This is a genomic window from Klebsiella sp. (assembly GCF_027492335.1).
Taxonomy (GTDB): domain Bacteria; phylum Pseudomonadota; class Gammaproteobacteria; order Enterobacterales; family Enterobacteriaceae; genus Klebsiella; species Klebsiella huaxiensis.
In genome coordinates this window covers 105,433-119,583 of the sequence record NZ_JAPUEW010000075.1, presented here as the reverse complement: position 1 = coordinate 119,583, position 14,151 = coordinate 105,433, and the positions used below count along the sequence as shown (strand labels likewise).

Sequence of the window (14,151 nt, the reverse complement as noted above, 5' to 3'; positions counted from 1 at the left end):
TATATCAGAAAAAATAGGCGTAATGAAAGCGATTACATGATTTTATAGAGGATGACCGAAGGGACAAATAGTTGTGATTATTACAATCTGTAAACAAGATTAATTCGCATCGCGAAAATATGGGAATTTAATCTCCTGATTCTGAAATAAAAAAAACGCCGCTGTTTGCGGCGTTCTCATAAATAGCGGATAACTACGCGCCGGCTTTTGCCCAGGTGTCGCGCAGACCAACGGTACGGTTAAATACCAAATTGGTTGCGGTTGCATAGCGGCTGTCGAGGCAGAAGTAACCTTCACGCTCGAACTGGTATGCTTTTTCAGGCTGCGCCTGCGCCAGGCTTGGTTCAGCAAAACCCTGCTTGATAATCAGCGATTCCGGGTTCATGACCGACAGAAAATCATCAGCAGCACCGGGATTTGGCACGCTGAACAGACGATCGTACAGACGAATCTCTACCGGCAGCGCATGCGCTGCGCTCACCCAGTGAATCACACCCTTCACCTTGCGACCATCAGCCGGATCTTTGCTCAGAGTGTCAGCATCGTAGGTACAGAAGATAGTGGTGATATTACCTTCCACATCCTTCTCTACGCGCTCGGCTTTGATAACGTAAGCATTGCGCAGACGGACTTCTTTGCCCAGCACCAGACGCTTGTACTGCTTGTTCGCTTCTTCACGGAAATCCGCGCGATCGATCCAGATCTCGCCACTGAACGGTACTTCACGGCTGCCCATCTCCGGTTTGCTCGGATGATTCGGCATAGTCACCATTTCGCTACCGCCCTGCGGATAGTTTTCGATAACCAGCTTAACCGGGTCGATAACGGCCATCGCGCGCGGAGCGTTTTCGTTCAAATCCTCACGAATGCAGGATTCCAGCGAAGCGATTTCAATGGTGTTGTCTTGTTTGGTCACGCCGATGCGTTTGCAGAACTCACGGATGGATTCAGCGGTGTAACCGCGACGACGCAGACCGGAGATCGTCGGCATACGCGGGTCATCCCAACCTTCAACGTGCTTCTCGGTCACCAGCTGATTCAGCTTGCGCTTAGACATCACGGTGTATTCGAGGTTAAGACGCGAGAATTCATACTGACGCGGATGCACGGGGATACTGATGTTATCCAGCACCCAATCGTACAAACGGCGGTTATCCTGGAACTCAAGAGTGCACAGGGAATGGGTAATCCCTTCCAGTGCATCGCTGATGCAGTGGGTGAAGTCGTACATCGGGTAGATGCACCACTTGCTTCCGGTCTGGTGGTGATCGGCGAACTTAATACGATACAACACCGGATCGCGCATCACGATAAACGGAGAAGCCATATCGATTTTCGCGCGCAGGCAGGCTTTCCCCTCGGCAAAACCACCGGTACGCATTTTCTCAAACAGCGCCAGGTTCTCTTTCACGCTGCGATCGCGATACGGACTATTTTTACCCGGCTCTTTCAGGGTCCCGCGATATTCACGGATTTCTTCCGCCGACAGTTCATCAACGTAGGCCAGACCTTTATTGATCAATTCAACCGCATACTGGTGCAGCTGATCGAAATAATCAGACGAGTAGCAAACATCTCCGGACCAGTGGAAACCTAACCACTGCACGTCGTTTTTAATCGACTCAACGTACTCGATATCTTCCTTCACCGGGTTGGTGTCATCGAAACGCAGGTTGCATTGACCTTTGTAGTCCTGGGCGATACCAAAGTTCAGACAAATAGACTTCGCATGGCCAATGTGCAGATAACCATTCGGTTCCGGTGGAAAACGGGTATGAACAGTGGTGTGCTTACCAGTAGCCAGATCTTCATCGATTATCTGACGAATAAAGTTAGTCGGGCGGGCTTCTGCCTCACTCATCGCGGGTTCCTCAAAGCGTAAACAACGTATAACGGCGTATGATCTTATAAGCCGAAGAGGCTGACAACCTTTAGTTACGCAAAATAGGTATCAAACGGAAATATTGAGGTTATTTGCACTAAAAAAAAGCGGCGCAGATTTCGCTGCGCCGCTTGAGGCATAAACTCTACTCAGGAGCCTTACTTGCCTTTAATTTCGTATAGCGGTGTCTGACCTGCTACAACCTTACCGGTTGCCTGAATAACCAGTGCGCTGTAGTCGTCGCTGTTGCTGCACACCACCGGGCTAATCATGGAGCGCGCATTAGCATTCAGGAATTCAAGATCCAGTTCCAGAATCGGCTGGCCAGCTTTCACTTCAGCCCCCTCTTCCACCAGACGTTTAAAGCCCTGACCGTTAAGCGCGACGGTATCAATACCCATGTGGACAACGATTTCCGCGCCATTTTCAGTTTCCAGGCAGAACGCATGGTTGGTGTTAAAGATCTTCACCACCGTGCCTGCAGCCGGAGCAACAACAATCTTGTCCGTTGGTTTCACCGCCACGCCGTCACCGACTGCTTTGCTGGCAAACGCTTCGTCCGGAACCTGCTCCAGGGCAACGATATCACCAGTGATTGGCGAAACCAGCGCTTCCACGGTTTTCGCATTCGCCACGGCCTGTGGTTTAGCAACTGATGCAACAGGTGCGCTATGAGCAGAAGAGGCAGACGTCGCCGCAACCGGGCCACGCGCAACCACTTTTTTCATTTCATCACCAACGGATTCAGCTTTCGCACCCACGATAACCTGAATGGTCTGTTTGTTCAGTTTAACCACACCCGAAGCGCCCAGGCGCTTACAGGCCGCATCGTTAACCAGTGCAGAGTCTGCAACGGTCAGACGCAGACGAGTAATACACGCATCAATCGCTTTCAGGTTATCCGTACCGCCAACCGCAGCGATGTAGTTGGTTGCCAGTTGAGTCAAACCTTCTTCGGTATTGCTGTTTGCTTCTTCAGTCACCACGTCATCGGTTTTATCTTCACGACCCGGCGTTTTCAGGTTGAACATACGGATAACCGCACTGAACAGCAGGAAGTAAATGACGAAGAACACCACGCCCATAACAATCAGCATCCAGACGTTTTTACTGGCTGCTGGCAGGCTGTACATCAGAACATAGTCGATAGCACCTGCGGAGAAGGAGAAGCCCGCGTGGATGCCCAACGCTGTCGCAACAAACAGGCTGATACCGGTCAGGATGGCGTGCAGGAGATACAGCAACGGCGCCAGGAACATGAACAGGAATTCCAGCGGCTCGGTGACACCGGTCAGGAATGCGGTAATTGCAACAGACAGCAGCATACCGCCGACCATTGGACGACGCTCTTTAGGGGCCGCGAAGTACATCGCCAGCGCTGCACCCGGCAGACCGAACATCATGATCGGGAAGAAGCCGGACATGAACATCCCCGCCGTGCCGTCACCCGCGTAGAAGCGGTTGATGTCACCGTGGAATACCGCACCTGCGGCGTTAGTGAATTCACCAATCTGGAACCAGGCAATGGTGTTCAGAACCTGATGCAAACCGGTTGGGATCAGCAGACGGTTGATGAAACCGAAGATACCAGAACCCAGCGCGCCAGCGCCGACGATCCATTCTCCGCCTGCATGAATGGCGTTCTGCACCGGCGGCCATACATAACCGAAGATAGCCGCCAGCACCAGACAGAAGAAGCCGGTAGCAATTGGCACAAAGCGTTTGCCACCAAAGAAGCTCAGGAAGTCAGGCAGTTTGATGCCCGACCAGCGGTTGTAAGTCGCACCCGCCACCAGACCAGTAATAATACCCGCCAGGACGCCCATGTTGATTGCCGGATTGATGGTGACCATCGCTTTGGTCAGCACGAAGTAACCTACTGCTCCCGCCAGCGCGGCGGCACCGGCGCTGTCCTTTGACCAGCTGGATGCCACACCGATAGCGAAAATCAGCGCCAGGTTGTCAAAGATTGACCCACCCGCCTGCGCAATAAACGCGATGTTAAGTAAATCTGGTTGACCGAATCGCAGCAGAAGCGCCGCGACCGGCAGCACTGCGATAGGGAGCTGCAACGCCCTACCGAGTCGCTGGAAAAAACCTAAAATATTCATCTTATTCCCCCTATGAGACCCCGATGAGGCTCATTCAAAGCCACTTTATTATTGTGCAACCTGGTTAAATTTTTAACTTACCTGCAAAGTGTCTGAAAAATTAATTCGTCTCGCAAATTAAATGGGTATTTTTTGTGACAAAAATCACCAAATATCGTATTACCCTCCGCCTTTTTCTGGCTAACAACGAAAACTTATTTTATCATTCAAAAAATCAACACGGATTGACCCCAGCCGACGCAGTTACTGCAATACTCTTAATAGTATGCTGGCGCCAATCCGCCAGGTTCTAATTTAACTATAGAGGTGAACAATGAGACTGATCCCCCTGGTAACAGCTGAGCAAGTCGGTAAATGGGCTGCCCGCCACATCGTTAATCGCATCAATGCGTTCAACCCTACGGCGGATCGTCCGTTTGTACTGGGTCTGCCAACCGGCGGCACCCCGCTGACGGCTTACAAAGCGCTGGTTGAGATGCACAAAGCAGGCCAGGTCAGCTTTAAGCATGTCGTCACTTTTAACATGGATGAGTATGTTGGTCTGCCGAAAGAGCATCCAGAAAGCTATCATAGCTTTATGCACCGCAACTTCTTTGATCACGTTGATATTCTGGCAGAAAACATTAATTTGCTGAATGGTAATGCACCTGATATCGATGCTGAATGCCGTCGTTATGAAGAAAAAATTCGTTCTTACGGCAAAATCAACCTGTTCATGGGCGGCGTAGGCAACGATGGGCACATCGCGTTTAATGAACCGGCCTCTTCGCTGGCTTCCCGTACCCGCATTAAAACCCTGACTCATGATACCCGTATAGCAAACTCCCGCTTCTTTGACGGTGACGTAGACCAGGTGCCTAAATACGCGCTAACCGTTGGCGTAGGTACTCTGCTTGATGCAGAAGAAGTGATGATTCTGGTGTTGGGGGGGCAGAAAGCGCTGGCGCTGCAGGCAGCGGTTGAAGGCAACGTTAACCATATGTGGACCATTACCTGTCTGCAACTACACCCGAAAGCGGTTGTGGTCTGCGACGAGCCGTCTACGATGGAACTGAAAGTTAAGACTTTGAAATATTTCAATGAATTAGAAGCTGAAAACATCAAAGGTCTGTAATGTAGTCTCGTCCTGCGGCCGCTCCCGCGGGACAACCATTTTTGACAACCGGGGGTCGTAATGTATGCATTAACCCAAGGCCGGATTTATACCGGTCATGAAATTCTGGATGACCATGCGATCGTTATCGCCAATGGCCTTATCGAACGTATCTGTCCGCTGACTGATTTACCCACCGGGATTGAACAACGCTCGGTTGATGGCGCCATTCTTGCTCCCGGTTTTATCGACGTACAGCTGAACGGCTGCGGCGGCGTGCAGTTTAACGACACACCCGATGCCGTCACCGTTAAAACGCTGGAAATTATGCAGGAGGCTAACCAGCGCTCCGGCTGCACCAGCTACTTACCCACGCTCATTACCGCCAGCGATGACCTGATGAAACAGGGCGTTCGCGTAATGCGCGAATATCTGCAAAAGCATCCGAATCAGGCTCTGGGTTTACATCTCGAAGGCCCGTGGCTGAACATTGTTAAGAAAGGCACCCATAATCCGGACTACGTGCGTAAACCGGATGCCGCGCTGGTCGACTTTCTGTGCGAAAACGCGGATGTGATTACCAAACTCACACTCGCCCCAGAGCGCGTTGAGCCGGAAGTGATCCGCAAGCTGGTCGCTGCAGGTATTATCGTTTCCGCGGGCCATTCCAACGCCACGCTGAAAGAAGCGAAAATCGGCTTCCGTTCTGGCATTACTTTCGCCACCCATCTGTTTAACGCAATGCCTTATATTACCGGCCGCGAGCCGGGTCTGGCGGGCGCGATTTTCGACGAACCGGATATTTACTGCGGCATTATTGTGGATGGTCTACATGTCGATTACGCCAACGTCCGTCTCGCTAAACGCCTGAAAGGCGACAAACTGTGCCTCGTGACCGACGCGACAGCACCGGCAGGTGCCAATATTGAACAGTTCATTTTTGCTGGTAAAACAATATACTACCGGAATGGATTGTGCGTGGATGAAAACGGCACCCTTAGCGGTTCTTCGCTGACCATGATTGAAGGGGTACGTAACCTCGTCGAACATTGCGGCATAGCGCTGGACGAAGTGTTGCGTATGGCAACCCTCTATCCTGCTCGCGCGATTGGCGTGGACAAACAATTAGGCAGCATTGCTCCGGGGATGGTCGCTAACCTGACCGCATTCACCCGCGATTATAAAATCACCAAGACCATCGTTAATGGTAACGAGGTCGTCACTGAGTAAGTAAAAGTATGACAGCAGGCGGACAAGCTCAAATTGGTAACGTCGATCTCGTAAAACAGCTGAACAGCGCGGCCGTCTATCGGTTGATTGATCAGCACGGCCCAATCTCGCGTATTCAGATTGCGGAACAAAGCCAGCTTGCCCCTGCCAGCGTAACCAAAATTACGCGTCAACTGATTGAACGCGGCCTGATCAAAGAAGTCGATCAGCAGGCCTCCACCGGGGGCCGCCGCGCGATCTCGATTATTGCCGAAACCCGCAATTTCCACGCAATTGGCGTGCGCCTTGGCCGCTATGACGCCACCCTGACGCTGTATGATTTAAGCAGCAAAACCCTTGAAGAAGAGCATTACCCACTTCCGGAAAGAACCCAGGAAACTCTGGAGCATGCGCTGCTCAACATCATCGCCTCCTTTATGGAAAGCTGCCAGCGTAAAATCCGTGAGCTGATTGCTATCTCGGTCATTCTACCGGGCCTGGTTGACCCTGAAAGTGGCGTTATTCGCTATATGCCCCACATTCAGGTTGAAAACTGGGGGTTAGTTGAGGCGCTGGAAGCACGTTTTAAACTAACCTGCTTCGTTGGCCACGATATCCGTAGTCTCGCGCTGGCAGAGCACTATTTTGGTGCAAGTCATGACTGCGAGGACTCCATTTTAGTGCGTGTACACCGCGGGACCGGGGCGGGAATTATTTCCAATGGCCGTACCTTTATCGGCCGCAATGGCAACGTTGGTGAAATTGGACATATCCAGGTCGATCCGCTGGGCGAGCGCTGCCACTGCGGTAACTTTGGCTGTCTGGAAACCATTGCTGCCAATGCCGCCATCGAGCATCGCGTTCGTCATTTACTGGAACAGGGCTATCAGAGCAAAATTTCAATAGATGACTGCACCATTAAAACTATCTGTAAAGCGGCGAATAAAGGTGATGCGCTGGCCTGTGAGGTTATTGAACATGTCGGCCGCCATCTGGGTAAAACCATCGCCATTGCAATTAACCTGTTTAATCCGCAAAAAGTCGTCATTGCCGGTGAAATTGTCGAAGCGGAAAAAGTCCTGCTGCCAGCGATTGAAAGCTGCATCAATAATCAGGCGCTAAAGGCATTTCGTAAAAATCTGCCGGTGGTGCGATCCACTCTCGATCATCGCTCAGCGATCGGCGCTTTTGCTCTGGTCAAGCGCGCGATGCTCAATGGGATCCTGCTCCAGCATTTGCTGGAAAGTTAAAGCCGCTTTATAGTTTCGCCTTTCTCCAACGATGTCGGACTGTCCATGACCATTCAAAACGTAATTTGTGATATTGACGGCGTGCTGATGCACGACAATGTGGCTGTGCCAGGTGCCGCTGAATTTATCAAACGCATTCTCGAAAAAGAGATGCCGCTGGTGATGCTGACCAACTACCCTTCACAGACCGGTCAGGATCTGGCGAACCGTTTTGCGACTGCGGGAATTGATGTACCGGATACCGCCTTTTATACCTCAGCAATGGCTACGGCGGATTTTCTGCGTCGCCAGGAAGGCAAGAAAGCCTATGTCGTGGGTGAAGGCGCGCTGATTCACGAGCTGTATAAAGCCGGTTTTACCATCACTGACGTTAACCCTGACTTCGTTATCGTCGGTGAAACCCGTTCCTTTAACTGGGAGATGATGCATAAGGCCGCTTTTTTCGTCGCTAACGGCGCGCGCTTTATCGCCACCAACCCGGATACTCACGGTCGCGGCTATTACCCTGCCTGCGGTGCGCTGTGCGCCGGCATCGAGAAAATCTCAGGACGTCAGCCGTTCTATGTCGGCAAACCCAGCCCGTGGATTATCCGTTCAGCGCTAAACAAAATGCAGGCGCACTCTGAGCAGACAGTCATCGTCGGCGATAACTTGCGCACGGATATTCTGGCAGGCTTTCAGGCTGGCCTGGAGACCATTCTGGTGCTTTCTGGGATCGCCACGCTCGACGATATCGACAGCATGCCATTCAGACCGTCATGGATTTACCCTTCCGTCGCAGAAATTGATATTTTCTGATCAAAACCACGTCCCCGGGCGTGGTTCTTCATTTTCAAGCGACAAAAAAACACCTTCCTCTAATAAAAATGCACTATTACTAAATATCCATCAATAAAACTGCTCAAAACATACTCTTTTTTCATTATTCAGCAACAGTAGTTGCATTATTTCTTTTCTCGACCGTAAACCCCTTGCGCGCCCCGCTCCTTTGCGGCATTTTCTTAAGCATGCACTGAGGCTTCGCAATAAGATGCAGCCTGCACCACTTCAAACAAGACAGGGTAACGGAGAAGGCTATGTGTTCAATTTTTGGCGTACTGGATATTAAAACTGACGCAGTCGAACTGCGTAAAAAGGCACTGGAACTTTCCCGCCTGATGCGCCACCGCGGTCCGGACTGGTCCGGTGTTTACGCATGCGATAAAGCCATTCTGGCGCATGAGCGTCTGTCTATCGTTGACGTTAACGCTGGTGCGCAGCCGCTGTATAACGCGCAAAAAACCCATGCTCTCGCCGTCAACGGTGAAATCTACAACCACCAGGCGCTGCGCGCTGAATACGGCGATCGCTATGCTTTCCAGACCGGTTCCGACTGCGAAGTCATCCTGGCACTGTATCAGGAGAAAGGTCCGGAGTTCCTGGACGACCTGCAGGGGATGTTTGCATTCGCCCTGTATGACAGCGAACAAGACGCATATCTGATTGGCCGCGACCATATCGGGATCATCCCGCTGTATATGGGTCATGACGAGCACGGCAACTTCTACGTCGCTTCAGAAATGAAAGCCCTTGTTCCGGTCTGCCGCACGATTAAAGAGTTCCCGGCGGGTAGCTACCTGTGGAGCAAAGATGGCGAAATCCGCCAGTATTATCAGCGTGACTGGTTCGACTATGATGCGGTCAAAGACAACGTCACTGACAAAAACGAACTGCGTCAGGCGCTGGAAGAGTCGGTGAAAAGCCACCTGATGTCCGATGTTCCCTACGGAGTACTGCTGTCCGGCGGCCTGGATTCATCGGTTATTTCCGCTATCACCAAAAAATATGCCGCGCGCCGCGTTGAAGATCAGGAGAAATCAGAAGCCTGGTGGCCACAGCTTCACTCCTTCGCTGTAGGCCTGGAAGGCGCTCCTGACCTGAAGGCTGCGCAGGAAGTCGCTAACCATCTGGGTACCGTGCACCACGAGATTCACTTTACCGTACAGGAAGGTTTAGACGCGATTCGTGATGTTATCTATCACATCGAAACCTACGATGTGACGACGATTCGCGCTTCAACGCCAATGTATTTGATGTCGCGTAAAATCAAAGCGATGGGCATCAAAATGGTACTGTCTGGCGAAGGTTCTGATGAAGTATTTGGCGGCTACCTTTATTTCCATAAAGCGCCAAACGCCAAAGAGTTGCATGAAGAGACCGTGCGTAAGCTGCAAGCGCTGCATATGTTTGACTGCGCCCGCGCCAACAAAGCGATGTCTGCCTGGGGCGTTGAAGCACGCGTGCCGTTCCTGGATAAGAAATTCCTCGATGTGGCAATGCGCATCAACCCGCAGGATAAAATGTGCGGCAACGGTAAAATGGAAAAACATGTTCTGCGTGAATGCTTCGAGTCTTATCTGCCGGCAAGCGTCGCGTGGCGCCAGAAAGAGCAGTTTTCTGACGGTGTAGGTTACAGCTGGATCGATACGCTCAAAGAAGTCGCGGCAGAACAGATTTCCGATCAGCAACTGGAAACGGCCAGCTTCCGTTTCCCGTACAACACGCCATCGTCAAAAGAAGCGTATCTGTATCGTGAGATCTTTGAAGAATTATTCCCGGTACCCAGCGCTGCGGAATGTGTACCCGGTGGCCCGTCCGTTGCCTGTTCCTCAGCGAAAGCCATTGAATGGGATGAGTCGTTCAAAACGATGAACGATCCATCAGGACGCGCAGTCGGCGTGCACCAGTCGGCTTACTAAATAACCATCAATATCTAAAACGGATCCTACGGGGTCCGTTTTTTTATGCCTTATGCAAATCATTAAAAACGATAAATAACCAATAATTGCCGATTATTACACCACGCTGTTCGCAACCTAACCAAACAGTCGTTTTCAGCCCATTTTCGATGAAAAAGGGGTTGACGCTTTAAGGCTCAATACGCATAATGCGCCCCGCAACGCCGATAAGGTAACGCAAAAAAAAAGATGGCTACGTAGCTCAGCTGGTTAGAGCACATCACTCATAATGATGGGGTCACAGGTTCAAATCCCGTCGTAGCCACCATATTTTGCGGGAGTGGCGAAATTGGTAGACGCACCAGATTTAGGTTCTGGCGCCGCAAGGTGTGCGAGTTCAAGTCTCGCCTCCCGCACCATTTACTCTTTCGCGTTGCAAGTAAAAGTTTTTTGTTGGGGTATCGCCAAGCGGTAAGGCACCGGTTTTTGATACCGGCATTCCCTGGTTCGAATCCAGGTACCCCAGCCATATTTCTTCGATGTTTGCGGTTCACCGCGACGGTATTGGGGTATCGCCAAGCGGTAAGGCACCGGTTTTTGATACCGGCATTCCCTGGTTCGAATCCAGGTACCCCAGCCATCGAAGAATATGATAAGATTTTGGCTACGTAGCTCAGCTGGTTAGAGCACATCACTCATAATGATGGGGTCACAGGTTCGAATCCCGTCGTAGCCACCATACAAGGACTTATTGATTTAGTTCGATAAATCCAAAAAAATTGTTGGGGTATCGCCAAGCGGTAAGGCTCTGGTTTCTGATACCAGCATTCCGAGGTTCGAATCCTCGTACCCCAGCCAATTTAAAAAGTCGCTCACATTGTGGGCGCACCCGTTGGGGTATCGCCAAGCGGTAAGGCTCTGGTTTCTGATACCAGCATTCCGAGGTTCGAATCCTCGTACCCCAGCCACTTAATAGCAAAAAGCTCGCTTCGGCGGGCTTTTTGCTTTCTGACGTTTACATCACACACATCATTTCGTCGCCCGGCTCAGCACAAGCCGGGAACGTCTTGTTTATAATCCCAACGCGTACTTCAGTGCCTGTCGCTTCAGGACACCAGCTCGCCCGGCAGCCATCAGGCCGATATTTCGCAGCATACGGACTGGTGCCAGGTCGTTGCTGAACCCGGCATAAAACAGATCCATCCCCGTTTGCATAATCAGGTTATCTGCTCTGCGCCGGGCCTGGTAGCGCTTGAGTACAGGCAAACTGGCCCACTCTTCACCATGCTCGCGCGCACGGGAAAGAATATCCAGCAGCGCATCAACATCACGATAGCCTAAATTCACCCCCTGCCCCGCCAGTGGATGAATGGTGTGCGCGGCGTCGCCCACCAACGCCAATCCCGGCTTAACGTATTGCAGCGCGTGGCGACGGGTCAGCGGGAATGCCCCCGCGCTTAGCGGTGTAACCTCCCCCAGACGGGACGGAAAATGGCGGGCAATTTCTTGCTGCAGCTGAACCATATTCATTCCCTGCAGTTGGCGGATCCGCGCGGGCGCGTCGTACCACACGAGTGAAGCCCAATGGTCGAACAGCGGTAAAAATGCGCGCGGTCCCGTTGGAGTGAACTGCTGCCAGGTACTATCACCGGGATCGTCCACGCACTGCACGCTTATCAACATACAGGATTGCTGATACTGCCACGCCTGCACGCCGATTCCCGCCAGTTGTCTTACCTGCGAGTTAGCGCCGTCCGCACCAATCACTAGCCGTGCGTCGTACTGATTATCATCGGTCAACGTTAGTGAAGCATGTGCTTCTGCGTGGCGCATTTCCTTCAATGACGCACCCACATGAAGAGAGACTTGCGCATGGGCTTCCAGCGCCTGCCATAAAGCAAGCTGGAGGACGTTATTTTCCACCATGTAGCCCAGCTCAGGCAGCTCCAGTTCTGTCGCATTAAAGGCAACATGGGCACTTTCCCACTCCCAGGTCTCCAGTTGACGATAAGCATGGGCGCGCATTGCCCGCACAGCATCCCAGACGCCCAGGCTTTTCAGCAGCCCGACCGATGACGCGCTGATGGCCGAAATTCGCACATCAGGCGGCGAAGACGCATCAAAAGCAGGTGGTGCATTCTTTTCAATGACCGTCACCGTAAAACCTTGCTGTGCCAGCCCAAGCGCCAGGGCGCCGCCCACCATTCCGCCGCCGACGATAACGACATCTGTTGCATGAATTGTCATGGCTATTATCCTTAAACCCGAATCCCTTAAGTTTACCGGATTTTTATTCGCCTTGTGGTGATTACGGTCGTACTGGTCACGGCGCGGTCAAAGCATTACAATACGCGCCCTGCAATCCTGGCTTCATACCCGTCACGCTTCACATTGCAGAGCAACGTCCGGTGAAGAAAATGACATTGGGTATACCTACTTAAGCATGAGCAAGTCGATGACAAAAAAACTCCATATTAAAACCTGGGGCTGTCAGATGAACGAATACGATTCATCAAAGATGGCCGATCTGCTGGATGCCACACACGGGTATCAACTCACCGAAGTGGCAGAAGAAGCGGATGTGCTGCTGCTCAATACCTGCTCAATCCGTGAGAAGGCTCAGGAAAAAGTTTTCCATCAGCTAGGACGCTGGAAGCTGCTGAAAGAGAAGAATCCCAACTTGATCATCGGCGTCGGCGGCTGCGTAGCCTCTCAGGAGGGCGATCATATTCGCCAGCGCGCCCACTACGTCGATATTATTTTTGGGCCGCAAACCCTGCACCGCCTGCCGGAGATGATCAACTCTGTACGTGGCAACCGTAGCCCGGTCGTCGATATCAGCTTCCCGGAAATCGAAAAGTTCGATCGCCTACCGGAACCGCGCGCCGAAGGCCCCAGCGCTTTTGTTTCTATCATGGAAGGCTGCAACAAATATTGCACCTATTGCGTGGTGCCTTACACTCGCGGTGAAGAAGTCAGCCGCCCGAGCGACGATATTCTGTTTGAAATCGCACAGCTCGCGGCTCAGGGCGTGCGTGAAGTTAACCTGCTCGGGCAGAACGTGAACGCCTGGCGCGGTGAAAATTACGATGGCACCCCTGGCAGCTTCGCCGATCTGCTGCGTCTGGTTGCGGCGATAGACGGCATCGATCGGATCCGCTTTACCACCAGCCACCCGATCGAATTCACCGATGACATTATTGAGGTTTATCGCGACACACCGGAGCTGGTGAGCTTCCTGCATCTGCCAGTGCAGAGCGGTTCTGACCGCGTGCTGAATCTTATGGGGCGCACTCATACGGCTCTGGAATACAAGGCGATTATCCGCAAACTGCGCGCGGCACGTCCTGATATTCAGATTAGCTCCGACTTCATCGTCGGCTTCCCAGGTGAAACCACCCAGGATTTCGAGCAGACCATGAAGCTGATTGCGGATGTGAATTTCGATATGAGCTACAGCTTTATCTTCTCCGCGCGCCCGGGCACCCCGGCAGCCGATATGGTCGATGACGTACCGGAAGAAGATAAGAAGCAGCGCCTGTATATTCTGCAAGAACGAATCAACCAGCAGGCAACGGCATGGAGCCGTCGTATGCTCGGCACCGTGCAGCGTATTCTGGTGGAGGGCACTTCACGTAAAAGCGTTATGGAGCTGTCGGGCCGTACCGAGAATAACCGTGTGGTCAACTTTGAAGGTTTACCTGAGATGATTGGCAAGTTTGTCGATGTCGAAATCACCGACGTCTGGACAAACTCTCTGCGCGGTAAAGTGGTGCGTACTGAAGACGAAATGGGCCTGCGCATCGCAGAAACGCCGGAATCGGTGATTGCTCGTACCCGTAAAGAAAACGATCTTGGCGTCGGTATCTACCAGCCATAATCCGTTCAG

Annotated in this window: 9 protein-coding genes and 7 tRNA genes; 13 read left to right on the top strand and 3 right to left on the bottom strand. The window is 52.0% G+C overall.

What is annotated here, in order from left to right; genetic code table 11:
• Positions 1–193: 193 nt before the first annotated feature.
• Both glnS and nagE read right to left on the bottom strand, forming a co-directional pair.
• Entirely contained in the window at positions 194–1,861 is a 1,668-nt protein-coding gene (gene glnS / locus QVF11_RS22570) for a glutamine--tRNA ligase (protein WP_287859335.1), read from the bottom strand.
• A gap of 179 nt (positions 1,862–2,040) precedes the next feature.
• Positions 2,041–3,993 (bottom strand): PTS N-acetyl glucosamine transporter subunit IIABC, encoded by a 1,953-nt coding sequence (gene nagE / locus QVF11_RS22565; protein ID WP_112214506.1) that lies wholly within the window; start codon positions 3,991–3,993, stop codon positions 2,041–2,043.
• Between the two features lie 313 nt (positions 3,994–4,306).
• Between nagE and nagB the strand changes: the two genes are divergently transcribed.
• From nagB to QVF11_RS22505, 12 genes are all read left to right on the top strand, one after another.
• On the top strand, positions 4,307–5,107 hold the full coding sequence (nagB, locus tag QVF11_RS22560; protein WP_110273359.1) for a glucosamine-6-phosphate deaminase: 801 nt from the start codon (positions 4,307–4,309) through the stop codon (positions 5,105–5,107).
• 60 nt (positions 5,108–5,167) lie between these two features.
• Entirely contained in the window at positions 5,168–6,316 is a 1,149-nt protein-coding gene (gene nagA, locus QVF11_RS22555; protein WP_112214507.1) for an N-acetylglucosamine-6-phosphate deacetylase, read from the top strand.
• A gap of 8 nt (positions 6,317–6,324) precedes the next feature.
• Positions 6,325–7,545 carry a DNA-binding transcriptional regulator NagC gene (gene nagC / locus QVF11_RS22550; RefSeq protein ID WP_110273357.1) on the top strand — a complete coding sequence of 407 codons (1,221 nt, stop codon included), beginning with the start codon at positions 6,325–6,327 and terminating at the stop codon, positions 7,543–7,545.
• Between the two features lie 45 nt (positions 7,546–7,590).
• The gene (locus tag QVF11_RS22545; protein ID WP_110273356.1) at positions 7,591–8,343 is read left to right on the top strand and encodes an HAD-IIA family hydrolase; all 753 of its coding nucleotides are present in this window, start codon (positions 7,591–7,593) and stop codon (positions 8,341–8,343) included.
• 278 nt (positions 8,344–8,621) lie between these two features.
• Entirely contained in the window at positions 8,622–10,283 is a 1,662-nt protein-coding gene (gene asnB / locus QVF11_RS22540; RefSeq protein ID WP_287859331.1) for an asparagine synthase B, read from the top strand.
• A 230-nt stretch (positions 10,284–10,513) separates the two neighbouring features.
• Positions 10,514–10,590: transfer RNA gene (locus QVF11_RS22535), tRNA-Met, on the top strand.
• 6 nt (positions 10,591–10,596) lie between these two features.
• Positions 10,597–10,681, top strand: a tRNA-Leu gene (locus QVF11_RS22530).
• A gap of 35 nt (positions 10,682–10,716) precedes the next feature.
• Positions 10,717–10,791: transfer RNA gene (locus tag QVF11_RS22525), tRNA-Gln, on the top strand.
• A gap of 36 nt (positions 10,792–10,827) precedes the next feature.
• A tRNA-Gln gene (locus QVF11_RS22520) sits at positions 10,828–10,902 on the top strand.
• Between the two features lie 22 nt (positions 10,903–10,924).
• Positions 10,925–11,001, top strand: a tRNA-Met gene (locus QVF11_RS22515).
• Between the two features lie 44 nt (positions 11,002–11,045).
• A tRNA-Gln gene (locus tag QVF11_RS22510) sits at positions 11,046–11,120 on the top strand.
• 35 nt (positions 11,121–11,155) lie between these two features.
• Positions 11,156–11,230: transfer RNA gene (locus QVF11_RS22505), tRNA-Gln, on the top strand.
• Between the two features lie 103 nt (positions 11,231–11,333).
• Here the strand turns inward: QVF11_RS22505 and ubiF are convergent.
• Positions 11,334–12,509: a 3-demethoxyubiquinol 3-hydroxylase gene (gene ubiF, locus QVF11_RS22500; protein ID WP_287859329.1), complete on the bottom strand. Its 1,176-nt coding sequence runs from the start codon at positions 12,507–12,509 to the stop codon at positions 11,334–11,336.
• A 208-nt stretch (positions 12,510–12,717) separates the two neighbouring features.
• Between ubiF and miaB the strand changes: the two genes are divergently transcribed.
• A complete protein-coding gene (gene miaB, locus QVF11_RS22495; RefSeq protein WP_287859327.1) occupies positions 12,718–14,142 on the top strand; it encodes a tRNA (N6-isopentenyl adenosine(37)-C2)-methylthiotransferase MiaB in 1,425 nt (474 codons plus the stop codon).
• Positions 14,143–14,151 lie beyond the last annotated feature (9 nt).